This window comes from Arthrobacter sp. Hor0625, assembly GCF_052567525.1.
The window spans coordinates 3,092,091-3,115,834 of record NZ_CP199586.1 but is presented as its reverse complement, the minus strand read 5'-3'; the positions used below and the strand labels follow the sequence as shown (position 1 = coordinate 3,115,834).

The window sequence follows — 23,744 nt, the reverse complement described above, 5'->3', positions numbered from 1 at the left end:
GGTGGTGCCTTAGCTTTCGGTAGAGGTTGCTGCCCGGGCGGCAGTGCCGGCCAGCGAGGAGACGAGCTGCTGCAGTTGGCTGACGCCGACGGCCCGGTCGGTCAGGTGGAGCCGCAGCACGGGGCGGCCGTGGTCGCCGAGCACCTGTGCGTCGCCGGCGGCCTGCGCCGAGATCAGTTCGCCGAAGGTGAACGGACGGCCGGGGATGGCAAGGTCGGTGGGGGACGCAGCGGTGACCTGGAGGAACACGCCGATCGCGGGGCCGCCCTTGTGGAACTGCCCGGTGGAGTGCAGGAAGCGCGGGCCCCAGCCGAAGGTCACCGGACGGCCGCTGAGGGCTGCCAGGTCGTCGCGGACGCCCTCCAGCGGGGCGTAGCTGAGCCGGTCGAAGTAGGCCTGGACGCTGAGGTAGCCGTCCGTGCCGAGCTGGCCGAGCAGGGCGCTGACGGCGTCGGCCGCCGTGGACGCGCCGTCCAGCCAGTCGCCGCCGCGGACTTCGATGGCGCCGTCGGTGAAGGCGGCAGGCGTCGGTTCCGGCTGGGCGTCCAGCAGGCCGCGGGCGGCCACTTTGGCCGCTTCGACGTCGGGCTGGTCGAACGGGTTGATGCCGAGCAGCCGGCCGGCGACGGCGGTGGCGAACTCCCAAGCCATCATCTGCGCGGCGAGGCCGCCGGCGATGGCCGCTTCGTTGGCGCCGAGTTCGACGTCGGCGTCGGCCGCCACAAGGCGGACGACCAGCACGTCGCCGGCCCCGGAGCTGACCTCCGGGGCGTCGACGCCGGCGACCACCGGCAGCACACCGGTGCCCAGTTTGCCGGTGGATTCGGCGATCAGCTGTTCGGCCCAGTCGGCGAACCCGGCGAACCCGGAGCCGTCCTCGGCGATCACGATCTTGTTCCGCAGCGGGTTGGTGCCGCCCAGGGCCGCGCCGAGGGCGAGGCCGATGTTGTCCTCGCTGTCGTCGTTGAGGATCTCGGCGGCCTCCTCGGCCTCGTCCAGGAAAGCCTGGATGTCGACGCCGGCGAGCCCGCACGGCACCAGGCCGAACGCGGTCAGCGCGGAGTAGCGCCCGCCGACGTTGGGGTCGGCGTTGAACACGGCCCGGTATCCCGCCTCGCGTGCGGCGGCATCGAGCGGCGACCCGGGGTCGGTGACGATGATGATCCGGCTCTTGGCGTCGAGACCGGCCTCGGTGAAGGCGTGCTCGAACACGCGCCGCTGCGAGTCGGTTTCCAGGGTGGAACCGGACTTCGAGGACACCACGATCGCCGTCTCGGCCAGCCGGTCGGCGAGGGCGCCGGCGACCTGTTCCGGGTCGGTGCTGTCCAGGACCGTCAGCTCGACGCCGGCGGTTCCGGCGATGACCTCGGGGGCCAGCGAGGAACCGCCCATGCCGCACAGCACGATCCGGGTGACACCCTCCGCGCGGAGGGCGTCACGGAGCGCGAGGATGTCGGCAACCAGCGGCTGGGACACGGTGGCTGCTTCGACCCAGCCGAGCCGTACCGCGGATTCGGCCTCGGCGTCGGGACCCCACAGGGTGGCGTCCTTGCCGAAGATCCGGGTGGCGACCCGGTCCTCCAACAGGGCGGGCAGGTGCTGTTCGTGGGCCTGGCGGGCGGCGCCCGTGGCGTCGTAGCTGAGAGTGGTCATGAGGAGGCTATGCGTCCTTCCGTGCAGCGGCGAGGGCGCCCTCGACGTCGGCCAGCAGTTCCTTCCAGCTTGCCACAAACTTGTCGAGGCCTTCGGACTCGAGCACGGCGACAACGTCGTTGTAGGAAATGCCGAGCGCATCGAGCGCGTTGAGCGTCGCGTTCGCGTCGTCGTATCCGCGGGTGATCGTGTCGCCGGTGATGGCGCCGTGGTCGAAGGTGGCGTCGAGGGTCTTCTCCGGCATGGTGTTCACGACGCCGGGGGCGACCAGTTCGGTGACGTACAGGGTGTCCGGGTAGGCCGGGTCCTTGACGCCGGTGGAGGCCCACAGCGGCCGCTGCGGGCGGGCGCCGGCTTCGGCGAGCAGGGCCCAGCGTTCGGTGGAGAACAGTTCCTCGTAGACCTGGTAGGCCAGCCGGGCGTTGGCCAGGCCTGCCTTGCCCTTGAGGGCCTTGGCTTCGTCGGTGCCGATCGCGTCGAGGCGCTTGTCGATTTCGGTGTCGACGCGGGAGACGAAGAAGGACGCCACGGAGTGGATCTTGGAGAGGTCGTGGCCGTTTTCCTTGGCCTGTTCGATCCCGCTCTGGAACGCGTTGATGACGGCCCGGTAGCGTTCCAGGGAGAAGATCAGGGTGACGTTGACGCTGATCCCGCTGGCCAGGGTCGCGGTGATGGCTTCGAGGCCTTCGAGCGTGGCAGGGATCTTGATCAGGACGTTGTCCTTGTTGACCTGGCCGTAGAGCTCCTTGGCCTCGGCGATGGTGCCGGCGGTGTCCCACGCCAGCCGCGGGTCCACCTCGATCGAGACGCGGCCGTCGACGCCGTTGGAGGCGGCGGCGACCGGGGCGAACAGCTCGCACGCGTCGGCGACGTCGGTGGTGGTGATCGAGAAGATGGTTTCCTCGACGGTCGCGCCGGCGGCGGCTTTTTCCTTAATGATTCCGTCGTAGTCGGTGCCGGTGGTGATGGCGGCGTGGAAGATGCTCGGGTTGGTGGTGACCCCGACGACGTTCTTCTCTTCGATCAGTTTGCGCAGCGTGCCGGTGGCCAGGCGGCCGCGGGAAAGGTCATCGAGCCAGATGGAGACGCCGGCGTCGGACAACTGCTGCGTGGGGGTGCTGTTCATAGCTAACTCCTGAAGTCTGGGGCCGCCGCCCCGTGGGGCGGCGGCCGGGTGGCGTGAGGTGGTGCTCAGGCGGTGAGGCCGGCGAGGGAATCCTTCGCGGCGGCCGTGACGGCTTCGGCGGTGATGCCGAATTCCTGGAAGAGGCGCTTGTAGTCAGCGGACGCGCCGAAGTGTTCGAGGCTGATCGAGCGGCCGGCGTCGCCGACGAACTCCTTCCAGCCCAGGGCGAGCCCGGCTTCGACCGAGACACGGGCCTTGACGCCGGCGGGGAGCACGGCGTCGCGGTAGGCCGCATCCTGCTTGTTGAACCATTCCACACAGGGCATGGAGACAACCCGGGTGGGGATGCCTTCGGCCTGCAGCGCGGCGCGGGCTTCGACGGCGAGCTGGACCTCGGAACCGGTGCCGATCAGGATGACCTGCGGCTCGGCGGTTTCACCGTTGGCCGAGGCTTCGGCCAGGACGTAGCCGCCGCGGGCAACGCCGGCGGTCGAGGCGAAGGTGTCACCGGTGGCGTCGCCGGTGCCGCGGTCCCAGGTCGGGATGTTCTGCCGGGTCAGGACGATCCCGGCGGGGTTGGCGTGGTTCTCCAGCATCGCCTTCCACGCTGCGGCGACCTCGTTCGCGTCGCCGGGACGGACCACGTCCAGGCCCGGGATGGCCCGGAGCGAGGCGAGCTGCTCCACCGGCTGGTGGGTCGGGCCGTCCTCGCCGAGGCCGATCGAGTCGTGCGTCCAGACGTACAGGGACGGCACGCCCATCAGGGCGCCGAGCCGGATCGCGGGGCGCTGGTAGTCGGAGAAGATCAGGAACGTGCCCGAGAACGCCCGGGTCGGGCCGGCCAGGGTGATGCCGTTGACGATCGATGCGGCGGCATGCTCACGGATCCCGAAGTGCAGGACCCGGCCGTAGGGGTTGCCCTTCCACGCCTCGGTCTGCCGGGACGCGGGGATGAAGGACGGTGAGCCTTCGATCGTGGTGTTGTTCGACTCGGCCAGGTCCGCGGACCCGCCCCAGAGTTCGGGCAGGACCGGGCCGAGGGCGTTCAGGACCTTCCCGGACGCGGCGCGGGTTGAGACGTCCTTGCCTGCTTCGAAGACCGGCAGGGCGTCCTCGATCCCGGCCGGGAGCTGCCGGGATTCGATCCGCTCGAGCAGGGCCGCTGCCTCGGGGTGGGCTGCCTGCCACGCGGTGAAGGACTCCTCCCATACCTTCCGGGCGTGTCCGCCGCGGGCCTGCGCCTCGCGGGTGTGGGCCAGGACCTCGTCCTCGACCTGGAAGGACCGCTCCGGGTCAAAGCCCAGGACTTCCTTCAGGGCCGCGACTTCCTCCCCGCCCAGGGCCGAACCGTGGATCTTGCCGGTGTTCTGCTTCTTCGGCGCCGGCCACCCGATGATGGTCCGCAGCGAGATAATCGAGGGCCTGCCCGTTTCGGCCTTCGCGGCCAGCAGCGCCTTGTGCAGCCCGGCGACGTCCTCGACGTACTCGCCGGTGGCGGTCCAGTCGACCCGCTGCGTGTGCCAGCCGTAGGCCTCGTAGCGGCCCAGGACATCCTCGGTGAACGCCACGTCGGTGTCGTCCTCGATGCTGATGTGGTTCTCGTCGTAAATCACGACCAGGTTGCCCAGTTCCTGGTGCCCGGCGAGCGAGGAGGCCTCGCCCGTGACGCCTTCCTGCAGGTCACCATCGGAGGCGATCACCCACACGGTGTGGTCAAACGGGGATTCCCCGGCCGGTGCGTCGGCGTCGAACAGGCCCCGCATCCGGCGCTGGGAGTACGCGAAGCCGACCGCGGACGCCAGGCCCTGGCCCAGCGGCCCGGTCGTGATCTCGACGCCGGCGGTGTGCTTGTACTCCGGGTGGCCCGGCGTCAGCGAACCCCAGGTGCGCAGCGCCTCAAGGTCTTTGAGCTCCAGCCCGTAACCGGAGAGGAAAAGCTGGATGTAGAGGGTCAGCGAGGTGTGGCCCGGGGAGAGGATGAACCGGTCACGGCCCAGCCAGTCCGGAGTTGCCGGATCATGCCGCATGACCTTCTGGAACAACAGGTACGCCGCCGGAGCCAGGCTCATCGCCGTCCCCGGGTGGCCGTTGCCGACCTTTTCCACCGCATCCGCTGCCAACACCCTCACGGTATCGACCGCACGCCGGTCCAGATCAGTCCAAGACAGTTCTTGCTCTTCCAAATGTGGCACGAAAACCGGGCCCCTCTCTGTGCTGACGGCCGGAGGCACGTGGCGCCGCCCCGGGCGTGTTGCCTGGGGTCGGCTCCGCCGGAGCACAGGAAGGTGCCCGCTGCGGTTCGTACCAGCCGTTCACCATCGAAACGTTGATCTATCACTAGTCGCATGCGCAGAGGCAGGGAGCGCCGTTGGGGCGGCCGCCCGTGCGTGCCGATCTGTGACCCAGCTTAGCCCCATTCCACCTGCCGGGCAGTGAACATCTCACGCATTGGACCGCTTTTTGTCTTATGTGAATCACCGCGGGCCGGGGGTGGCAGCGAGTCACCTCGGGTGCGGCCGAAGGGGGCGGCCCCGCGGGGAACCGGGGCCGGTGCCGCCACGCTATGATGGTGGGTGGCGACCAACGGGGGCGGGGACATGCCTGTGCGCTGTGCGCGGACCCCCTTGCGGCCGCGGTGCAACGGACCTGTCCGCACCGCGGCGACCAGCCGGACAGACCAGCCAGACAGAACAGAGTGACTGCCACCGTGAGCACAACAGATACGCCGCTTAATGCCTCCCAGGCCCCTGGCCGGATCGGCTTCGCCCGCAAGGCCAAGGCCTATCTGGCGCTCACGAAACCCCGGGTAATCGAGCTGCTGCTGGTCAGCACGCTGCCGACCATGATCTACGCCGAGCGCGGCTTCCCGTCGTTGGGCCTGATCCTCGCCACCCTGGTGGGCGGCGCTTTCGCCGCCGGCAGTGCCGGCTCCTTCAACTGCTACATCGACCGGGACATCGACAAGCTGATGCACCGGACCGAGAACCGTCCGCTGGTCACGGGCGAGGTGACACCGCGGGAAGCACTGGTGTTCTCCTGGCTGCTCGGCGCGGCCGCCATCGTGATCCTCTGGTTCGGCGCCAACCCGCTCTCGGCCTGGCTGGGCCTGGGAGCCATTGTCTTCTACGTCGTCATCTACACGATGATCCTCAAGCGCCGCACCGCCCAGAACATCGTCTGGGGCGGCGCCGCGGGCTGCTTCCCGGTGCTGATTGCCTGGGCGGCCGTGACCAACACGGTGGAATGGCCCGCGTTCGTCCTGTTCATGGTGATCTTCCTCTGGACGCCGCCGCACTACTGGCCGCTGTCCATGCGCTACGGCGAGGACTACCGGAACGCCAACGTGCCGATGCTCGGCGCGATCGCCGGCGCCAAGGTCGTCTCCGTCCAGGTGGTCCTGTACGCCTGGGCCATGGTGGCCTGCTCGCTGCTGCTCATCCCGGTCGGCGGCGCCGGCTGGGTCTACACGGTCACCGCCGCCGCCGCGGGCGCCTGGTTCCTGTACGAGTCGCACGCCCTCTACAACCGCGCGCAGGGCGGCGACGTCTCCAACAAGGGCGCCATGAAGGTCTTCCACGGCTCCATCAGCTACCTCACACTGCTGTTCCTGGCCCTCGCCGTTGACCCGTTCGTCGGGTCCGCGATCGTCGGCGGCTAGGCAGCCGTCCAAGGGGCAAGTCCCCAGGCCTGACAGAAGAGCCCCGGTCCAAACGGACCGGGGCTCTTCTGCTCGGGGGTTCTTGATGTTGACCGCGGGGGCCTCCGTGTTAGACCTTGCGCAGCCGAGTGGCTCGGGGAAAGTACTCTGGAACGCCCTCGCCGTGGACCCGTCGACCAGCGGACCGGGGGCACATTGGCGCGGACACGCCGTAACCCCAGCCCGCCGACGTCGGCAATGGCGGGCCAAAGCGCCCCCGGACGGCGGCGCCTTCGAGCCGGCGACTGGGGAAGGCAGGCTGCGCTGGGGGCTAGTTCTTCACCGGGCTACTCTGCGCGACGTCGGCGGCGTTGGTGGCGGCGCTCATCAGCAGGGCCGCGCCGAGCATGTGGGCGCCGACCAGCAGGGCCGGGATGCCGTTGTAGTACTGCGTGAAACCAATGACGGCCTGCAGCACGGTGACGCCCAGCAGCAGGAAAACGGCGGTGCGGAAGGGGCCCTGGATGCGGCCGCGGACCACCAGGAACACGCCGAACAGCGCCCCGGCGGTCACCAGGTACGCCGGGACGGCGTGGATGTGGGAGAACAGGTCCCAGTCCAGGTTGTTGCGCGGCGCGTCCGCGTCACCGGCGTGCGGCCCCGCCCCGGTGACCACGACGCCGAGGCAGACGGCGACGGCGGCCATCAGCGCCGTGGCGGCCAGCACCGGGCGGGCGGCGCCGGGCAGTGCCGCTAGTTCCCGGGTCCGGGCCCGGCCGGTCCGGCCGTAGGCCCGGTTGACCAGCAGGGTGGCCAGCACCACGAGCGCCATGGAGACTAGGAAGTGCAGCCCCACCACCCACGGGTTGAGCTGCGTGAGGACCGTGATGCCGCCGATCACGGCCTGGGCCGGGATGCTGGCCAGCAGGCCCAGGGCCAGGCCGAAGAGGTCGCGCCGTTCCTTGCGCAGGTTCCAGAGGAACACCAGCATGGCGACGGCGACGCCGGCCAGGGCGAAGGTCAGCGTCCTGTTGCCGAACTCGATGATGCCGTGGATGCCCATTTCGGGGGTGTTTACCAGGGAGCTGTCCGTGCAGCGGGGCCAGGTGGGGCAGCCCAGCCCGGAGGCGGTGAGGCGGACGGCGCCGCCTGTGACCACCAGCACGGTCTGGCCGATGAGGGACAGCACGGCCAGCCGGCGCACCGTCTTGTCGACGGTGACGGGCAGCCGGGAGGACACCCGGGACACGAGCCGGGAAGGGCGGGAGGCCGTACTCACAGTTTTCTCAATTCCACTTGAACCAACGGGTTGCCGCGAGGCCGGCCAGCGCCGTCCAGAGCAGCAGGACAAAGGCGGCGGCCAGGTTGACGCTGCCGTGCAGGAAGGCGTCCCGCAGCGACTGTCCCAGCGCGCCGGAGGGCAGGAAGTGCACCACCGCCTGGGCGGCTGCGGGGAGCCGCTCGGCCGGCAGGACGATGCCGCCCAGGGCTCCCAGCAGGATCCACAGCAGGTTGGTGATCGCCAGGGTCGCCTCGGGCCGGACGGTGCCGGCCACGAGCAGGCCCAGCGCGGTGAAGGTCGCCGCGCCGAGGACCAGCAGCAGCATTCCCGGCAGCAGGCCCGGCAGGGCGGGGCGCCAGCCCAGCGGCAGCGCGACGGCGGCAACCACCAGGACCTGCAGCACCAGGACCGCCAGCACGGCCAGGACTTTCCCGAGGATCAGCCCGGTCCGGCCCAGCGGGGTGGTGGACAGGAAGCGCAGGACCCCGTAGCGGCGGTCGAAGCCGGTGGCGATGCCCTGGCCGGTGAAGGCCGTCGACATGGCGCACAGGGCCAGGATTCCCGGGACGGCGATGTTGACCCGGCTTGAGCCGAGGCCGTCCAGCAGCGGGGTGACAGTCAGTCCCACCAGGGCAAGCAACGGCAGGATGACCGCGAGGATCAGCTGCTCGCCGTTGCGGAGCATGGTGACGGTCTCATACCGGCCCTGGAGCAGGACGCGGCGCAGCAGCGGCGCGGGCCTGCTGCCGAGCGCTGCCGTGGCGGGGGAGGAGCTCATCGGGTCTCCCTTCCGGAGATGTCGAGGAAGACGTCTTCCAGGCTGCGGGCCGCGAGGCTCATCGAGGCGGGCATGATGCCGCGGGCGGCCCACCACGCGGCCACGGCGGAGAGGTCCGCCGGCGTCAGCGGGCCGGTGGCGCTGTAGCTGCCGGCGCGTGTTTCGCGGACGTCGACGGCGTCCGGCAGCACCCCGGTGAGGTCCAGGCCGGGTTCGGCCTCGAAGAGCAGGGTGCGGATGTGCTGCCCGGCCGGGTCCGCCGTCAGCTCGTGCCGCAGCAGCTGGGCGACGGTGCCCTCGGCGACGTTGCGCCCGGCGTCGATGATGTAGACGTAATCCGCCAGCCGCTGGGCGTCGTCCATCAGGTGGGTGGTCAGGACAATGCCCATGCCGCGGTCGCGCAGCTCGCCGATCAGCTCGAACACGAGCTGCCGGGACTGCGGGTCCAGGCCGGCGCTGGGTTCGTCGAGGAAGAGCACCTCGGGTCGGCCGACCAGGGCCGCCGCGAGGGCCAGGCGCTGCTTCTGTCCGCCGGAGAGCCGCCGCACCGAAGTGCGGCTGAAAGCGTCGATGCCCAGCCGGGCGATCAGGTCATCGACAGGCCACGGGTCCTGGTACATGCCGGCGATGTGCCGCAGCAGCGGCACGGGGCGCGCCGACGGCGGCAGTCCGCCGTCCTGGAGCATCACGCCCACCCGGGCCCGCAGTTCGGCTCCGGCGGTGTCCGGGTCCGCGCCGAGCAGGCTGATCAGGCCGCCGGTCCGCTTCTGCAGCCCCTGGGCGCACTCGATCGTCGTGGTCTTGCCCGCGCCGTTGGCACCCAGCAGGGCTGTGACCTTGCCGCGTTCGGCGGTCAGGGACAGCCCGCTGACCACCCGCAGCATCTTGCCGTCAAGGCTGGGCAGCGGGCCAACATCCTTGATGAGCCCGCTGATGGTGAGGGCGGGGGATTCGGGAGATCGCACCTGAGCATTCTACGCGATGTAGTAGCAGCGGAGCCGAGCCCGGCCTGCGGCACGGGAAGCCATGCCTTACTGGATCGGGGGACTAAATTACGACATGATTGTGTTGTGTATTCCATGAGCCCCCCGACGTCCGCTGTGCCCGCAGCCGAGCCTGCCTCCGCGCCCGTGCGCGCGGAGCCGGTTGCGGTTGGCCGGGCTGCGCACGCGCGCGAGGCCGACGAGCGCACCCGGGACCGGGTCCAGGCCGCGGTCCTGGAGCACGGGCCGATCAGCGCCGCGGAGCTGGGCGAGATGCTGGGCTTCACCCCGGCCGCGGTGCGCCGCCACCTGGACCATCTGTCCCGCAACGGCGTCATCGAGGTCAAGCGCGCTGCCCGGGCAGGCGCCGGCGCAGGCCGGCCCGCCCGCCGCTACGTGCTCAGTTCGCAGGGCCAGTCCAGCCTTGGCAATGATTACCTGGACATTGCCGGGTCCGCCCTGCGGCGGATCGGTGACCTGGCAGGCCCCGAGGCGGTGCGCGAGTTCGCCGTCGAACGGTTCGCACAGATGGAACGCCGCTACACGCCGGAAATCGAGGCGGCGGGGGCTGACATCACGGCCCGCGCCCGGGCGCTGTCCGCGGCCCTGAGCCGCGACGGTTTCGTCGCCTCGGCGCAGTCCATCGAAGCCAAGGCACCGCTTCCGGCGGCGCTCTCCAGCGTCCAGCTCTGTCAGGGGCATTGCCCCATCCAGCAGCTGGCCGCGGAGTTCCCGGTGTTCTGCGAGGCGGAGACGGACGTCTTCTCCCGGCTGCTCGGCGTCGATGTCCGCCGGCTCTCCACGCTGGCGCGCGGCGGCCACGTCTGCACCACCCACATACCTACGGGCCGTCCGGCCGCTCCCGGGGCCGCCAGCCCCGCGGGGCAGGACAGTCCGGACGAAGTATCCAACCATCTGCAAGAAAGGCCGTGATGACGGACCAACTATCAGAGAAGAAGGTTGCTGAATCCACGGTGATTTCGGAGATTCTGGAAAAGAATCCCGAGCTCCACGGAATCGGCACCTACGAGTACGGCTGGGCCGACAAGACCGACGTCGGCGCCAACGCCCGCCGTGGTATCGATGAGGACGTTGTCCGTGACATCTCGGCCAAGAAGAACGAACCCGAGTGGATGCTGGACCTGCGCCTCAAGGGTCTGAAGTACTTCGACCGCAAGCCCATGCCCACCTGGGGTGCGGACCTGTCGGGCATCGACTTCGACAACATCAAGTACTTCGTGCGCTCCACGGAGAAGCAGGCCGCCAGCTGGGAGGACCTGCCCGAGGACATCCGGAACACCTACGAGAAGCTGGGCATCCCGGAAGCCGAGCGCAGCCGCCTCGTTTCCGGCGTCGCCGCGCAGTACGAGTCCGAGGTTGTCTACCACCAGATCCGCGAGGACCTGGAAGCCCAGGGCGTCATCTTCCTGGACACGGACACCGCCCTGCGCGAACACCCGGAGATCTTCCAGGAGTACTTCGGCACCATCATCCCGGTCGGCGACAACAAGTTCGCCTCGCTGAACACCGCGGTCTGGTCCGGCGGCTCCTTCGTGTACGTGCCCAAGGGCGTCCACGTGGACATCCCGCTGCAGGCCTACTTCCGCATCAACACCGAGAACATGGGCCAGTTCGAGCGGACCCTGATCATCGCGGACGAGGACTCCTACGTCCACTACATCGAGGGCTGCACCGCGCCGATCTACACCTCGGACTCGCTGCACTCCGCCGTCGTGGAGATCGTCGTGAAGAAGGGCGCCCGCGTCCGCTACACGACCATCCAGAACTGGTCCAACAACGTGTACAACCTGGTCACCAAGCGCGCCGTCTGCGAAGAGGGCGGCACGATGGAGTGGATCGACGGCAACATCGGTTCCAAGGTCACCATGAAGTACCCGGCCGTGTACCTGGTCGGTGAGGGCGCCAAGGGCGAAACCCTCTCGATCGCGTTCGCCGGTGAAGGCCAGCACCAGGACACCGGCTCGAAGATGGTGCACATCGCGCCGAACACCAAGAGCTCGATCATCTCCAAGTCCGTGGCCCGCGGCGGCGGCCGCGCCGCCTACCGCGGCCTGGTCCAGGTCCGGGAAGGCGCCAAGCACGCGGCCAACACGGTCCGCTGCGACGCGCTGCTGGTCGACACGATCAGCCGCTCGGACACCTACCCGTACATCGACATCCGTGAGGACGACGTCGTGATGGGCCACGAGGCCACGGTCTCGCGCGTCAGCGAAGAGCAGCTGTTCTACCTGATGTCCCGCGGCATGCGCGAGGACGAGGCCATGGCGATGATCGTGCGCGGCTTCATCGAGCCGATCGCCCGTGAGCTGCCGATGGAATACGCGCTCGAGCTGAACCGCCTGATTGAACTGCAGATGGAAGGATCGGTCGGTTAATGACTGACATCACTACTGAAAAGGCGCGCATCGGCGCGCCCTCATCCCCGCCGTTCATCGACGGTTTCACCGAGGAGGGCGAAAGCCTTTCGCCGCTCAACTCCGCCGAGTCGAAGGCACCGCTCGCAGGTGACGCCGTCAAGGCGCATTCGCACGGCGGCGGCGTCGGCGTCCCGGACAGCTCGCGCGCCGGCCGCCTGACTTCCTACACCCTGGCGGACTTCAAGCCGCTGACCGGCATGGAAGAGGACTGGCGGTTCACCCCGCTCAAGCGCCTCCGCGGCCTGCACACCGAGGTCCTCGGCGGGGCGGCGCCGGCCGTCGCCGTCACCGCGCCCGAGGGCGTCAGGGTCGAGACCGTCGGCCGGGACGACGCCCGCATCGGTTCCGCGGCCATCCCCGAGGACCGGGTGTCCGCGAACGCCTGGGAAAACTTCGCCGAGGCCACGGTCATCACCGTTCCCGCCAACGTCCAGGCCGAAGGCGAGGTCAGCGTGGTGCTGACCGGTCAGGGTGCAGCTGCCTCCGCGCAGCACGTGGTCATCATTGCCGAGAAGTTCTCCCGCGGCGTCGTCGTCCTGGACCACCAGGGCAGCGCCGTCGTCTCGGAAAACGTGGAAATCCTCGTTGAAGACGGCGCGGAACTGACCGTCATCTCGCTCCAGGAATGGAACGACGACGCCGTTCACGCCTCCTCGCAGCAGGCGAAGCTCGGCCGCGACGCCAAGTTCAAGCACATCGTCGTCAGCCTCGGCGGCGACCTGGTCCGCGTCACGCCGTCGGCCCGCTTCACCGCCCCCGGCGCGGAAGCGGAAATGTTCGGCCTGTACTTCGCCGACGCCGGCCAGCACCTGGAGCAGCGCCTCTTCGTCGACCACGCGGTCGCGAACTGCAAGTCCAACGTCCTGTACAAGGGCGCCCTGCAGGGCCGCAACGCGCACACCGTGTGGGTGGGCGACGTCCTGATCCGCAAGGAAGCCGAAGGCACCGACACGTACGAGGCCAACCGCAACCTGGTCCTCACCGACGGCGCGCGCGCCGACTCCGTGCCGAACCTGGAAATCGAGACCGGCCTGATCGCCGGCGCCGGCCACGCCAGCGCCACGGGCCGCTTCGACGACGAGCACCTGTTCTACCTGATGGCGCGCGGCATTCCGGAGAAGGTCGCCCGCCGCCTGGTGGTCCGCGGCTTCCTCAACGAGATCATCCAGCAGATCCGGGTGCCCGCCATCGAGGAACGCCTCACGGCCGCCGTCGAGCGCGAGCTCGCCGCCACGGACAACTAGACGACGGACCAACGGAAGAGGGCACGGGATGACGGAACAGCCAAAGGGCGAGCTGGTGTGCAACGCCGCGGAAATCCAGGTGAAGCAGGCCCTGCGCATCTTGATCGACGACTACCCCGTAGCGGTCGTGAAGGATTCGATGGGGGAGATCCACGCGATTGGTGACACCTGCTCGCACGCGGACATCTCGCTCTCCGAGGGCGAGGTGGAAGGCTGCACGATCGAATGCTGGGGCCACGGCTCCCAGTTCGACCTGCGCAGCGGCCAGCCCCTGCAGCTTCCCGCCTACGATCCCGTGCCCGTCTTCGCGGTCACCGTCCAGGACGGCGGCGTCTATGTGGACGTCAGCACCGTCCTGAACGGGGCCGAGGCTCCGAACGCCGGCTGACCGGCCACCCAGCTCCACCAAAACTTCAATGACCAGAAAACCGCACCGCCGCCGAGCCGGCGGTGCAGAGGAGAACGAGACATATGTCTACTCTTGAGATCAAGGACCTGCACGTCAGCATTGACACCGAGCAGGGCACCAAGGAAATCCTGAAGGGCGTCAGCCTGACCATCAAGACCGGCCAGACCCACGCCATCATGGGCCCCAACGGTTCCGGCAAGTCCACCCTGGCCTCCACGATCGCCGGCCACCCCCGCTACAACGTCACCGGCGGCACCATCACGCTCGACGGCGAGGACGTTCTGGCGATGAGCGTCGACGAGCGCGCCCGCGCCGGCCTGTTCCTGGCCATGCAGTACCCGGTCGAGGTCCCCGGCGTGAGCATGACGAACTTCCTGCGCACCGCCAAGACCGCGATCGACGGCGAAGCGCCCAAGCTGCGCACCTGGACCAAGGACGTCAAGGAAGCCATGGCGAAGCTGCGGATCGACGCCGACTTCACCCAGCGCAACGTTAACGAAGGCTTCTCCGGCGGCGAGAAGAAACGCGTCGAGATCCTCCAGCTCGAGCTCTTCAAGCCCAAGTTCGCCATCCTCGACGAAACCGACTCCGGCCTGGACGTCGATGCCCTGAAGGTCGTCTCCGAAGGCGTCAACCGCGCCCACGCCGAAGGCAACATGGGCACCCTGCTGATCACCCACTACACCCGGATCCTGCGCTACATCAAGCCGGAATTCGTGCACGTCTTCGTCGACGGCAAGGTTGTCGAGGAAGGCGGCCCCGAGCTGGCCGACCGCCTGGAAGAAGAGGGCTACGACCGCTACGTCCAGGGCGCCGGAACCGCCACCATCGCCGCAGCCGACGCCGCGGCACAGGCCTAGTTAGGACTACGCCATGACCGAAACCAACACGGCCCGCACGGGCCTCGAGGACGTCGAAGAGGCGCTCAAGGATGTGATCGACCCTGAACTGGGCGTGAACATCGTTGACCTGGGCCTGCTCTACGGTCTCAAGTACTCCGACGACGACGGCGCCCTGCTGATCGACATGACGCTGACCACGGCCGCCTGCCCGCTCACCGACGTGATCGAAGAGCAGGTGGGCAAGGCCCTGGACGGCATCGTTGACGACTGGCGGCTGAACTGGGTCTGGATGCCGCCGTGGGGTCCGGAGCGGATCACCGAAGACGGCCGCGACCAGATGCGCGCCCTCGGCTTCAACATCTGAGTTCCTCCCCGGACGCACAGACGGCGGCGGGCCCACCTCTCTGAGGTGGGCCCGCCGCCGTCTTTTGCGCCGTGCCGGCATCGGGTGCCCGGCAACCGACCTTCCAGCCTGTCAGAAGGGCGGTTACCCGGCGGCCGACGGGCTACGGGGTGGCGACCTTAAAGGTGTCGCACTGGTTGATGTTGCCGGTCTTGTAGCCCTGGTAGAACCACTTCTGCCGCTGCGCGCTGGAGCCGTGGGTCCAGGACTCCGGCGACACCCGGCCGGTGGCGGCCTTCTGGATCCGGTCATCGCCCACCGAGGACGCCGCGGACAGGGCGTCCTGCAGGTCCTGGGTCTTCAGCGGCTCAAGGAACGGCTGTCCGGTGTTGGGGTCCTTGGTGGTGGTCGCGTACCTGACCCAGAGGCCTGCATAGCAGTCAGCCTGCAACTCCACGCGCACCGCGCCGGACTCCGGTCCCTGCGGGTCCTGCTGGGCGCGGTCGATCGTGCCCAGGACGTTCTGGATGTGGTGGCCGAACTCGTGCGCCACCACATATTCCTGGGCCAGCGGGCCGCCGGAGGAACCGAACCGGTCCACGAGTTCCTGGAAGAAGCCGGGGTCGAAATACGCCGTCTGGTCGGCGGGGCAGTAGAACGGGCCCACCTCGGACGTGGCGCTGCCGCAGCCGGTGCTGGTGGCACCGCGGAACAGCACCGTGTCCGGCTGCGGGTACTTGCGGTTGTACTGGGCCAGGTATTCCGGCCAGAACGCGTTCAGGCTGTTGACCGTCCCCACGATCCGGCACTCAAGGTTGGCATCAGCGTCGGCGCCGGTCTTGCACGCCGGGGCGGTGCTCTGGGTCTGGGACTGATCACCGGTGGTGCCGGCCAGGCCTTCGAGCAGCTGCGGGTTGATGCCGAACAGGGCGGCCAGGAGCAGCACAATGCCGCCGCCGATCCCGCCGCCGATTTTGGTGCCGCGGCCCATGCCGCCGCGGCTTTGGACCTGGGACGGGTCCAGCTGGACGTTGTCATTGAAACTCATGCTGAAACAATATCCCCTGCCACCCGCGGCGTCGGCCCAGGCCGGTAAAGTTGATCCGATGCCTTTCCTCGACCGACTTCAGCGCTGGGCCGACGACCGCCCCGACGGGACCGCCGTGGCCGTCGCCGGCAAGCGGCTGGACTGGGCCGGGCTGCGGGATGCGGCGGCGGCGCGGGTCCCGGCGGCGCCGGCCGTCACGGTGCTGGCGGAACCGAATTCCCTGGATTTTGTGGTGTCGTTCGCGGCGGCCGTCGCGGGCCCGCGCCGCTGTGCCGTCCTCGACCCGACCTGGCCGCCGGAGCTCCTTGAGGGGCTGCGGACCAGGATCCTGGCGGCGGAGCCCGGCGAAGCGGCGGTGCCCGGCGCCCTGGGGGACCCGCATGCCGGCGCGGGGCTCACCGACGGGCCCCCGGAGACGCCGTTCCTGGTGGGACTGACCTCCGGGACCACGGCCCTGCCGAAGGCGTTCAGCCGGTCGCGGCGTTCCTGGCAGGTCTCCTTCGATTCCTCGATCGAGTTCTTCGGCCTGACGGCCCGGGACCGGACGCTGGCCCCGGGACCGCTTGCCGCCAGCCTCAACCTCTACGCCCTTGCGGAGTGCCTGTACGCCGGCTCCGAGTTCCACACCCTGGAGCGCTTCGACGTCGGTGACGCCCACACCGCCATCGCCCACGACGGCATCACCCGCCTGGTGCTGGTGCCGACGATGCTCCGCCTGCTCAGCGAGCGCGGCCTGGCCGGCGGCGTGGACGCCTCCGGCCTCCGAAGCATCATCTGCGCCGGGTCGAAGCTGGACGCCCGGACCCTGGAGGCCGCCCGCCGCTGGGCGCCCAACGCCACCATCTTCGAGTACTACGGCGCCGCCGAACTCAGCTTCGTCGCCGGCGCCGGCCTCGCCCCGGCCGGGGCCGCGGCGTCGAACGGGGCGCCGGGGTCTGACGGGATTCCGGCGTCGGTCGCGCCCCCCGCGGGAACCGGCATCGGCCGGGCGTTCCCCGGCGTCGACATCAGGATCCTCGACGGCGCCGGACGGCCGCTCCCGGACGGCGACGTCGGCAACGTGAGCGTCCGCAGCGGCATGGTCAGTGACGGGTACCTGTGGGGCGACGACGGGGAGGCGCTGCGGTGCTTCGACGGCTGGTACACGGTGGGGGACCAGGGCTACCTGGCCGACGGCGTCCTGCACCTGCTCGGCCGCCGCTCGGACATGATCAACACCGCCGGCACCAACGTGTACCCGCACGAGATCGAGCTCGCCCTCGCCTCGGTCCCGGGCGTCGCGGCGGCCGTGGCGGCCGGTGCGCCGGACGACCTGCGCGGCCAACGGGTCGTGGCCGCCGTGCTGGCCTCCCACGGCGGCCTGACCGCGACCCAGCTCCGGGCGGGACTGGAGGACATCCTGCCGCGCAGCAAACGCCCCCTGGATTACTACGCCGTGTCCGAACTTCCCCTGACCGACCGTGGCAAGCCCAGCCGTCCGCTCCTGCTCGCGTGGATCGCCGGCAACGATTCACGCCTCCGGCGCCTTGGCTGACGTCCAGCCCCGCCAGCGGCCCCGTGCGGCAGCCTCCGGGCCCGCGGCGCTCCCGGACGACTGGCAGCCCGTCATCATCGCCGCCCGCCGGACCCCGGTCTGCCGTGCCCGGGGAGCACTGAAGGCCCTGCAGGCCCAGGAGCTGCTGGCCCCGGTCCTGCGAAGCCTGCTTGCCGACTCCGGAGCCGCGCCCGGGTCGGTCGCCGACGTCGTGGCCGGCAACGCCGTGGGCGGCGGCGGCAACGTGGCACGGCTCGCGGCGCTGGAGGCGGGGCTGCCGGCGGCCGTCCCGGGACTGACCGTGGACCGGCAGTGCGGCTCAGGGCTCGATGCGATTGTCCTGGCGTCCCGGATGGTCGCCTCCGGTGGCTCCTTCGGCGGCAGCCCTCTCGGCGGCGACGGCGCCGTCTACCTCGCCGGCGGGGTGGAAAGCATCAGCACGGCCCCGCTGCGGGCGTTCCCCGGCACCGACGGTCCCGAGTTCTTCACCCGTCCCCGGTTCGCCCCGGAGAGCTTCGGGGACCCGGACATGGGCGTGGCGGCAGAGAACGTCGCTGCCCGCTTTGGCATCAGCCGGCAACGGCAGGATGACTTCGCCCTGCGCAGCCATAGGCGTGCCCTCGCCGCTGCGGCCGCCGGGGCGTTCGCCGGCGAAATCACCGCCCTGCCCGTCGCGGGAGGCACTGTAGCGGCCGACGACGGGCCGCGCCGGTCACTTACTGCCGCGACGCTGGCCCGGTTTCCAGCCGCGTTCGTCCCCGGCGGGACCGTGACCGCCGGCAACTCCTGCTTCGACGCGGACGCGGCAGCCGCCGCCGTCGTCACCTCCGTGGCGCACGCCCGCGCCCTGGGTGCCCGGGACGGGCTGCTGGTGCGGGCGACACGGACCGCGGGCGTGGACCCGGCCCTGCTGGGGATGGGGGCGGCCGCCGCCGCGGAGCGCCTGCTGGCGGATAGCGGCGTCACGGCCGCGGAGCTAGGCCTGATCGAGTTCAACGAGGCGTTTGCCTCCCAAATCCTGGCGTGTCTTGACCAGCTCGGCATCGACCCGGACCGCGTCAACCTCGACGGCGGAGCCCTCGCCCTCGGCCACGCCTACGGCGCCTCCGGCGCCGTGCTCGTGACCCGGCTCCTGGCCCAGGCCCGCCGCCAACGGGCGGACGGACTGCTGGGCCTGGCGATGATCAGCATTGCCGGCGGGATGGGGACCGCGGCGCTGTTCGAGTACCGCATCCTGTCCTAGCCGGCCCTTACATCCCGACGGACATGCTCATTCTTCGGTGCGGGGTCTGGGCATGATCCGGCATGCCCAGCGGCTAAGCCCGGGGACGGACATGTCCGTCACGTGGCAGCGGGAACGGGCGGGTCCTTGTGGGCGGCTGGAAAGGACATGCTCATTGCTCGGTGCGGGGACTGGGCATGATCTGGTATGCCCGGCGGCTAAGCCCGAGGACGGGCATGTCCGTCATGTGGCAGCGGGAACGGGCGGGTCCTTGTGCGCGGCTGGAACGGACATGCTCATTCTTCGGGACGGGGACTGAGCATGATCCGGTATGCCCAGCGGCCCGCCCTGGCGGCGGGCATGTCCGGTGGAGTTGAGGCTCAGTCCTCCGTGCCGGTCTCGCCGAGCCCGCGGGCAGCCAGCGCCTCGCCGGTCTGCCGGGCGAAGGCCACCGTCGTGATGAACACCGGCAGCACCAGGGCCCGGGGATTCCGGTCCAGGCCGCGGGCCCGGGCGGAGTCCCGCACGTCCGCGTAGGCGCCCGCGATAAAAGGGATGCTGCGCAGCATGACGGCAATCGTCAGGGCGAAGCGCTCCGGATCGGCGCCCAGCCGGCGGAAGGGCCGCGCCAGTGAGGCGACGCCGTCCAGCAGCGCCTGGACCGGGGTGGAAACTGTCAGAATCGACGCGGCCACGACACAGACCAGGATGTTCAGCACGATCCGGGCCGCCGTCGGACCACCAAGCTGCCACCACTGGAACAGCCCGACCATGGCCAGCACCGGAAGGACCGGCCGGACCGCACGGAACAGCCGGCGGGCGCCGGCGCCCGTACCCAGAAAGACGGCACAGAGCAGCGCCAGGACGACGGCGGCAACGGCCCAGTCCGCGACCAGAAACGACGCCATGCCGCACGCCAGCACCAGCAGGAACTTCAGCCACAGGGGAGCCCGGTGCAACAACGAGGTCCCTGGGACGTACTGGGCAAAGAGGAAGCCGTGACCTCTCACGGGCCCGCCTCAGGCAAACCAGCACCGGACGCTGCCGGACCGGCAGGATCCGCAGCCCTTGAAGAGTCTCCGGGATCCGCTGCGCACAGGGCACGGTAGAACCCCACCGCGTCCGCCGGGCCGCCGTCGAATACGATCCTGCCGGCGTCGACCACCAGCACCCGGTCCAGGTCGAGGGCGAGATCCAGGTCGTGGGTCGAGAGGATGACCTGCTGCTCGAGGCCGGCCAGGGTGCGGCGCAGCAGTTCCCGGTTCCGCAGGTCCAGCAGGGTGGACGGCTCGTCGAGGACCAGGATGTCCGGGGCCACGGCCAGCACGGCGGCGAGGGCCATCAGCTGCCGTTCGCCGCCGGAAAGCTCGTAAATACTCTGGTCCGCGAGCGCCAGCAGCCCGAACCGTGCCAGCACCGCCTCCGCCCGGTCGCGCCGTTCACGCCCGTCCCGCACAGAGCGGCGCAGGGACAACTCCACGTCCTCCCGGCCGGTCGGCATCACGAGCTGCGAGAGCGGATCGGTGAAGACGAAGCCCACCCGGCGCCGCACCGCCCGCACCCCGCGGACCGTGTCGGCGCCGTGGACCGTGACAGAGCCCGAGCTCGGTGCGACGAGGCCGTTCAGCAGCCGCAGGAGGGTGGATTTGCCGGAGCCGTTGGCGCCGATCACGCCGATGCGGCGCTCGGACAGGGTCAGCGTGACCTCGTCCAGGAGCGTCTTCGGCTCCGCCCGGCCGTCGACGGCGACCCGGACGGCCGCGCGGTCGATGACAATGCTCACGCGGGGACGTCCGCCCGCCGGATCCGCCGCAGCAGCAGGTCCGGGAACGCCTTGTGCAGCGCCAGCGCGATGGACACGGCCAGGATGTTCTTGAGCACATCGCCGGGGTAGAACGCGAGGTCGGCCAGGAACGCCGCGCCGAAGCTGAGCTTGGCGTTCACCACCATGCCGAGGATGCCCAGGCCGTGGACGAAGATGATGCTGCTCACCATCGCCGCGCAGAAGAGCAGCACGGCGCGCACCTTCCCGGAGCCGGCACGGGTGCGGCGGAGCACGACGACGGTCAGCGCACCCAGCGCCGTGGCCGCCAGCAGGAAACCGAAAATGTAGCCGGCGGATGGCCCGGCCAGTACACCCAGCCCGCTCCGGCCGCCGCTGAAGATCGGCAGCCCAGCGAAGCCCAGGAGCAGGTACAGCCCGACGGCGGCGAAGGCGCGCCCGGGGCCCAGGGCCAGGCCGGTCAGCATGACCGCGAGGGTCTGGAGGGTGATCGGGACGCCGAGGCCGCCCACCGGGATGGCCGCAATCAGTGCCGACACGGCGATCAGGGCGGCAAAGACGGCGATCAGCCCCAGATCAGTCGCGTCCCACCGGCGCGCCCGGGTGCCCGTGGCAGCAGACGGTGCGCCGGTTGCCGGAGCGGCACTTGGCGCGACGGCCTGCGGGGCGGACCGGGTGGCGGAATCGTCGGCGGCCTGGGTGGCGGCAGCGGGCTCGGCGGGGCCGTGCGTCCGCGCCGGGGAGGCGCCGCCTCCGGGCTGGCTGGTGTCGTTCATGGTGTGTCCTTCGTGCGGGCGGTAGAGGGGCCTTTACTCCGACGATACGGCTGCGGCGCCGGCCCCATTTTGTAGGCCTCCCACTAAACCGGCGCCCCCGCTCTGGGGAACCACGCCAATGGGCCGGGAAGGGCTCAGCCACGGCGCCGGGGGACGCCGCCCAAGGGGGCGCCCGACGGCGCCCGGCGCCCGCCGTCGTCCGCGGTGCCCAGGCGGATGTCACCCGGCGCGGACTCGGCCGGTAGACTGGTTAAGGCCGTTGTTCCGGCCATTCTGCCCCGGCCCCGTTCAGACTCCATCCGTTGTGCCGCGGCGTTCCCTGTTGTGAAAGGCCTTAGCTGCATTGATTACCGTCCAGGATCTCGAACTGCGCGCCGGCGCCCGTCTGCTTATGGACCAGGTGAGTTTCCGGATCGACAAGGGGGACAAGATCGGCCTGGTCGGCCGTAACGGTGCGGGCAAGACCACCCTGACCCGCGTACTCGCCGGCGAAGGCCTGCCGGCCGCCGGCAAGGTCACCCGCAGCGGCGAGATCGGCTACCTGCCCCAGGATCCCCGCACCCCGGACATGGAGCAGCTGGCCCGCGACCGCATCCTCTCCGCCCGCGGCCTGGACATCGCCGTCGGCAAGCTCCGCGCCGCCCACGAGGAGATGGCCAGCGAGGACGCTGCCGTCCAGCGCAAGGCCATGAACCGCTACGACCGGCTGGAGTCCGAGTTCCTCGCCGCCGGCGGTTACGCCGCCGAGGCCGAGGCCGCGGCGATCTGCTCCAACCTGGCACTGCCGGACCGGCTGCTGAACCAGCCGCTGAAGACCCTCTCCGGCGGCCAGCGCCGCCGCGTGGAGCTGGCCCGCATCCTGTACTCCGACGCCGAGACCATGCTCCTCGATGAGCCGACCAACCACCTCGACGCTGACTCGATCGCCTGGCTGCGGGACTTCCTGAAGAACCACCAGGGCGGGCTGATCGTCATCAGCCACGACACCGAGCTGCTCGAGGCGACGGTGAACAAGGTCTTCCTGCTGGACGCCAACCGCGCCCACATCGACATCTACAACATGGACTGGAAGCGCTACCAGGTCCAGCGCGAGACGGACGAGCGCGCCCGCAAGCGCGAACGCGCCAACGCCGAGAAGAAGGCCCAGGTCCTCATGGACCAGGCCAACAAGATGCGCGCCAAGGCCACCAAGGCCGTGGCCGCGCAGAACATGGCCAAGCGCGCCGAACGCCTGCTCGGCGGCCTCGAGGCGGTTCGCGAAACCGACCGCGTGGCGGCCCTGCGCTTCCCGGATCCGTCCCCGTGCGGCAAGACCCCGCTGACCGCGGACGGGCTGAGCAAGTCGTATGGCTCGCTGGAAATCTTCACCGACGTCGACCTCGCGATCGACCGCGGCTCCAAGGTCGTCATCCTGGGCCTCAACGGCGCCGGCAAGACCACGCTGCTGCGCATGCTCGCCGGCGTGGACAAGCCCGATACCGGCGAGGTCATTCCCGGTCACGGGCTGAAGGTGGGCTACTACGCCCAGGAGCACGAGACCCTCGACGTGGACCGCACCGTGCTGCAGAACATGCGCTCGGCCGCCCCGGACATGAACGACGCCGAGGTCCGCGGCATCCTGGGCTCGTTCCTGTTCTCCGGCGACGACGTCGACAAGCCCGCCGGCGTGCTCTCCGGCGGCGAGAAGACCCGTCTGGCCCTGGCCACGATCGTCGCCTCCAGCGCCAACGTGCTGCTGCTCGACGAACCCACCAACAACCTGGACCCGGCCAGCCGCTCGGAGATCCTGGGCGCGCTGCGCAACTACACCGGCGCCGTCGTTCTGGTCAGCCACGACGAAGGCGCCGTCGAGGCGCTCAACCCGGAACGCGTCGTCCTGCTGCCCGACGGCGTCGAGGACCTCTGGAACGACGACTACCTGGACCTGATCACGCTGGCGTAGGCGTCGTTGGTGGCCTCTTCGGTCACCTCCACGCCGCCGCCCGTTGTTGCTTCGCGGCTCGGCACGCCCGATTTGCCGCGTGCTCGCTCGTTCCTCGCTTAGACGCACGCTACGCAAATCAGCCGTGCCGTTCCGCTAGCGTGCACGTCCCCTTGCGCTTGTGGACTCCCCGTTCTGCGCTCGTGTGGACCTCACCTTGCGCCGGTGGACGTCGCCCTTCCGGGCTAACGCACCTGGAGTTCTTCCGCGTTGGTGATCCGGCGGAGCTCTTTGTAGGTGATGGAGAACATGGAGTTGTGGTCTCCGGCGCCGGCCCAGAGGATGGGGTGGGCTGCCAGGGATTCGTCCAGCAGGGTCCTGATCTTGCTGGGGTGGCCGAGCGGGGCGACGCCGCCGACGCGCTGGCCGGTGTGGAGCAGCACGAAATCGGGATCGGCGCGGCGGATCTTGCCTGAGCCCAGGGACAGCGCCACCTTGCGGACGTCCACCTTGGCGGCGCCGCTGGCGAGGATCAGCAGGGGAGCGCCGTCGAGGTCGTACACCAGGCTGTTCGTGATCGCCGCGACGTCGCAACCCAGCTCGGCCGCTGCCGCCGCCGCGGTCGGCACGGCCGTGTCGAAGACAGCCACGGTGTCCTCCGCGCCGGCGGCCTCCAGTGCGCGGCGGACATTCATTACAGCGTCGGGGTGCATGGTGTGCTCCAT

Annotated in this window: 21 protein-coding genes; 10 read left to right on the top strand and 11 right to left on the bottom strand. The window is 70.0% G+C overall.

Going from position 1 to position 23,744, the window contains the following annotated elements; all coding sequences use genetic code 11:
• Window positions 1-9: 9 nt before the first annotated feature.
• The 3 genes from ACTWLI_RS14315 to tkt form a co-directional block, all read right to left on the bottom strand.
• Window positions 10-1,653 carry a glucose-6-phosphate isomerase gene (locus ACTWLI_RS14315; RefSeq protein ID WP_445154442.1) on the bottom strand — a complete coding sequence of 548 codons (1,644 nt, stop codon included), beginning with the start codon at window positions 1,651-1,653 and terminating at the stop codon, window positions 10-12.
• A gap of 7 nt (window positions 1,654-1,660) precedes the next feature.
• Window positions 1,661-2,779, bottom strand: a complete 1,119-nt coding sequence (gene tal, locus ACTWLI_RS14310; protein WP_445154441.1) for a transaldolase — start codon at window positions 2,777-2,779, stop codon at window positions 1,661-1,663.
• 65 nt (window positions 2,780-2,844) lie between these two features.
• Entirely contained in the window at window positions 2,845-4,962 is a 2,118-nt protein-coding gene (tkt, locus tag ACTWLI_RS14305) for a transketolase (RefSeq protein ID WP_445154440.1), read from the bottom strand.
• Window positions 4,963-5,474: 512 nt separating this feature from the next.
• On the opposite strand from tkt, the gene ACTWLI_RS14300 reads away from it, so the two are divergent.
• Complete coding sequence (locus ACTWLI_RS14300; RefSeq protein WP_445154439.1) at window positions 5,475-6,437, top strand: heme o synthase; 963 nt, start codon at window positions 5,475-5,477, stop codon at window positions 6,435-6,437.
• A 310-nt stretch (window positions 6,438-6,747) separates the two neighbouring features.
• On the opposite strand, the gene ACTWLI_RS14295 is transcribed toward ACTWLI_RS14300, so the two are convergent.
• Genes ACTWLI_RS14295 through ACTWLI_RS14285 form a run of 3 tightly spaced genes read right to left on the bottom strand, consistent with a single transcriptional unit; the run spans window position 6,748 to window position 9,441 of the window.
• On the bottom strand, window positions 6,748-7,695 hold the full coding sequence (locus tag ACTWLI_RS14295) for a COX15/CtaA family protein (protein WP_445154438.1): 948 nt from the start codon (window positions 7,693-7,695) through the stop codon (window positions 6,748-6,750).
• A gap of 7 nt (window positions 7,696-7,702) precedes the next feature.
• Entirely contained in the window at window positions 7,703-8,476 is a 774-nt protein-coding gene (locus ACTWLI_RS14290; RefSeq protein ID WP_445154437.1) for an ABC transporter permease, read from the bottom strand.
• On the bottom strand, window positions 8,473-9,441 hold the full coding sequence (locus tag ACTWLI_RS14285; protein WP_445154436.1) for an ABC transporter ATP-binding protein: 969 nt from the start codon (window positions 9,439-9,441) through the stop codon (window positions 8,473-8,475). Before ACTWLI_RS14285 ends, ACTWLI_RS14290 begins: the two co-directional genes overlap by 4 nt.
• A gap of 105 nt (window positions 9,442-9,546) precedes the next feature.
• On the opposite strand from ACTWLI_RS14285, the gene ACTWLI_RS14280 reads away from it, so the two are divergent.
• The 6 genes from ACTWLI_RS14280 to ACTWLI_RS14255 all read left to right on the top strand — a co-directional run bounded on the left by ACTWLI_RS14280 (window position 9,547) and on the right by ACTWLI_RS14255 (window position 14,756).
• Entirely contained in the window at window positions 9,547-10,392 is an 846-nt protein-coding gene (locus tag ACTWLI_RS14280) for a helix-turn-helix transcriptional regulator (RefSeq protein WP_445154435.1), read from the top strand.
• Window positions 10,392-11,855: a Fe-S cluster assembly protein SufB gene (gene sufB / locus ACTWLI_RS14275; protein ID WP_445154434.1), complete on the top strand. Its 1,464-nt coding sequence runs from the start codon at window positions 10,392-10,394 to the stop codon at window positions 11,853-11,855. The genes ACTWLI_RS14280 and sufB overlap by 1 nt, the downstream gene beginning before the upstream one ends.
• A complete protein-coding gene (gene sufD, locus ACTWLI_RS14270) occupies window positions 11,855-13,141 on the top strand; it encodes a Fe-S cluster assembly protein SufD (RefSeq protein ID WP_445154433.1) in 1,287 nt (428 codons plus the stop codon). The genes sufB and sufD overlap by 1 nt, the downstream gene beginning before the upstream one ends.
• A gap of 28 nt (window positions 13,142-13,169) precedes the next feature.
• Window positions 13,170-13,529 (top strand): non-heme iron oxygenase ferredoxin subunit, encoded by a 360-nt coding sequence (locus ACTWLI_RS14265; protein WP_056739506.1) that lies wholly within the window; start codon window positions 13,170-13,172, stop codon window positions 13,527-13,529.
• 83 nt (window positions 13,530-13,612) lie between these two features.
• Complete coding sequence (sufC, locus tag ACTWLI_RS14260; protein WP_056739504.1) at window positions 13,613-14,410, top strand: Fe-S cluster assembly ATPase SufC; 798 nt, start codon at window positions 13,613-13,615, stop codon at window positions 14,408-14,410.
• A 13-nt stretch (window positions 14,411-14,423) separates the two neighbouring features.
• Entirely contained in the window at window positions 14,424-14,756 is a 333-nt protein-coding gene (locus tag ACTWLI_RS14255; protein ID WP_056739502.1) for a metal-sulfur cluster assembly factor, read from the top strand.
• A 142-nt stretch (window positions 14,757-14,898) separates the two neighbouring features.
• Here the strand turns inward: ACTWLI_RS14255 and ypfJ are convergent, their stop codons facing one another.
• On the bottom strand, window positions 14,899-15,783 hold the full coding sequence (gene ypfJ / locus ACTWLI_RS14250; RefSeq protein ID WP_445154432.1) for a KPN_02809 family neutral zinc metallopeptidase: 885 nt from the start codon (window positions 15,781-15,783) through the stop codon (window positions 14,899-14,901).
• Window positions 15,784-15,841: 58 nt separating this feature from the next.
• Between ypfJ and ACTWLI_RS14245 the strand changes: the two genes are divergently transcribed.
• Complete coding sequence (locus ACTWLI_RS14245) at window positions 15,842-17,317, top strand: class I adenylate-forming enzyme family protein (RefSeq protein WP_445154431.1); 1,476 nt, start codon at window positions 15,842-15,844, stop codon at window positions 17,315-17,317.
• Window positions 17,310-18,560: a thiolase family protein gene (locus tag ACTWLI_RS14240; RefSeq protein WP_445154430.1), complete on the top strand. Its 1,251-nt coding sequence runs from the start codon at window positions 17,310-17,312 to the stop codon at window positions 18,558-18,560. The genes ACTWLI_RS14245 and ACTWLI_RS14240 overlap by 8 nt, the downstream gene beginning before the upstream one ends.
• Before the next feature lie 359 nt (window positions 18,561-18,919).
• Here ACTWLI_RS14240 and ACTWLI_RS14235 read toward each other — a convergent pair whose 3' ends face one another.
• From ACTWLI_RS14235 to ACTWLI_RS14225, 3 genes are read right to left on the bottom strand one after another with little or no spacing between them, the layout of a single operon-like run.
• Window positions 18,920-19,549 carry an energy-coupling factor transporter transmembrane component T family protein gene (locus ACTWLI_RS14235; protein WP_445154429.1) on the bottom strand — a complete coding sequence of 210 codons (630 nt, stop codon included), beginning with the start codon at window positions 19,547-19,549 and terminating at the stop codon, window positions 18,920-18,922.
• Window positions 19,546-20,322 carry an energy-coupling factor ABC transporter ATP-binding protein gene (locus ACTWLI_RS14230; protein ID WP_445154428.1) on the bottom strand — a complete coding sequence of 259 codons (777 nt, stop codon included), beginning with the start codon at window positions 20,320-20,322 and terminating at the stop codon, window positions 19,546-19,548. The genes ACTWLI_RS14235 and ACTWLI_RS14230 overlap by 4 nt, the downstream gene beginning before the upstream one ends.
• Window positions 20,319-21,098 carry a biotin transporter BioY gene (locus tag ACTWLI_RS14225; RefSeq protein WP_445154427.1) on the bottom strand — a complete coding sequence of 260 codons (780 nt, stop codon included), beginning with the start codon at window positions 21,096-21,098 and terminating at the stop codon, window positions 20,319-20,321. The genes ACTWLI_RS14230 and ACTWLI_RS14225 overlap by 4 nt, the downstream gene beginning before the upstream one ends.
• 343 nt (window positions 21,099-21,441) lie before the next feature.
• Between ACTWLI_RS14225 and ACTWLI_RS14220 the strand changes: the two genes are divergently transcribed.
• Window positions 21,442-23,040 (top strand): ABC-F family ATP-binding cassette domain-containing protein, encoded by a 1,599-nt coding sequence (locus ACTWLI_RS14220; protein ID WP_056739491.1) that lies wholly within the window; start codon window positions 21,442-21,444, stop codon window positions 23,038-23,040.
• A 224-nt stretch (window positions 23,041-23,264) separates the two neighbouring features.
• Here the strand turns inward: ACTWLI_RS14220 and ACTWLI_RS14215 are convergent, their stop codons facing one another.
• Window positions 23,265-23,744: a YbaK/EbsC family protein gene (locus ACTWLI_RS14215; RefSeq protein ID WP_445154426.1), complete on the bottom strand. Its 480-nt coding sequence runs from the start codon at window positions 23,742-23,744 to the stop codon at window positions 23,265-23,267.

What these genes read in the sequence shown, in the direction of transcription:
- ACTWLI_RS14315 (WP_445154442.1), bottom strand. Translation starts at nt 1,653, where the DNA reads ATGACCACTCTCAGCTACGACGCCACGGGCGCCGCCCGCCAGGCCCAC.
- tal (WP_445154441.1), bottom strand. Translation starts at nt 2,779, where the DNA reads ATGAACAGCACCCCCACGCAGCAGTTGTCCGACGCCGGCGTCTCCATC.
- ACTWLI_RS14290 (WP_445154437.1), bottom strand. Translation starts at nt 8,476, where the DNA reads ATGAGCTCCTCCCCCGCCACGGCAGCGCTCGGCAGCAGGCCCGCGCCG.
- sufB (WP_445154434.1), top strand. Translation starts at nt 10,392, where the DNA reads ATGACGGACCAACTATCAGAGAAGAAGGTTGCTGAATCCACGGTGATT.
- sufD (WP_445154433.1), top strand. Translation starts at nt 11,855, where the DNA reads ATGACTGACATCACTACTGAAAAGGCGCGCATCGGCGCGCCCTCATCC.
- ACTWLI_RS14265 (WP_056739506.1), top strand. Translation starts at nt 13,170, where the DNA reads ATGACGGAACAGCCAAAGGGCGAGCTGGTGTGCAACGCCGCGGAAATC.
- sufC (WP_056739504.1), top strand. Translation starts at nt 13,613, where the DNA reads ATGTCTACTCTTGAGATCAAGGACCTGCACGTCAGCATTGACACCGAG.
- ACTWLI_RS14255 (WP_056739502.1), top strand. Translation starts at nt 14,424, where the DNA reads ATGACCGAAACCAACACGGCCCGCACGGGCCTCGAGGACGTCGAAGAG.
- ypfJ (WP_445154432.1), bottom strand. Translation starts at nt 15,783, where the DNA reads ATGAGTTTCAATGACAACGTCCAGCTGGACCCGTCCCAGGTCCAAAGC.
- ACTWLI_RS14245 (WP_445154431.1), top strand. Translation starts at nt 15,842, where the DNA reads ATGCCTTTCCTCGACCGACTTCAGCGCTGGGCCGACGACCGCCCCGAC.
- ACTWLI_RS14225 (WP_445154427.1), bottom strand. Translation starts at nt 21,098, where the DNA reads ATGAACGACACCAGCCAGCCCGGAGGCGGCGCCTCCCCGGCGCGGACG.
- ACTWLI_RS14215 (WP_445154426.1), bottom strand. Translation starts at nt 23,744, where the DNA reads ATGGAGCACACCATGCACCCCGACGCTGTAATGAATGTCCGCCGCGCA.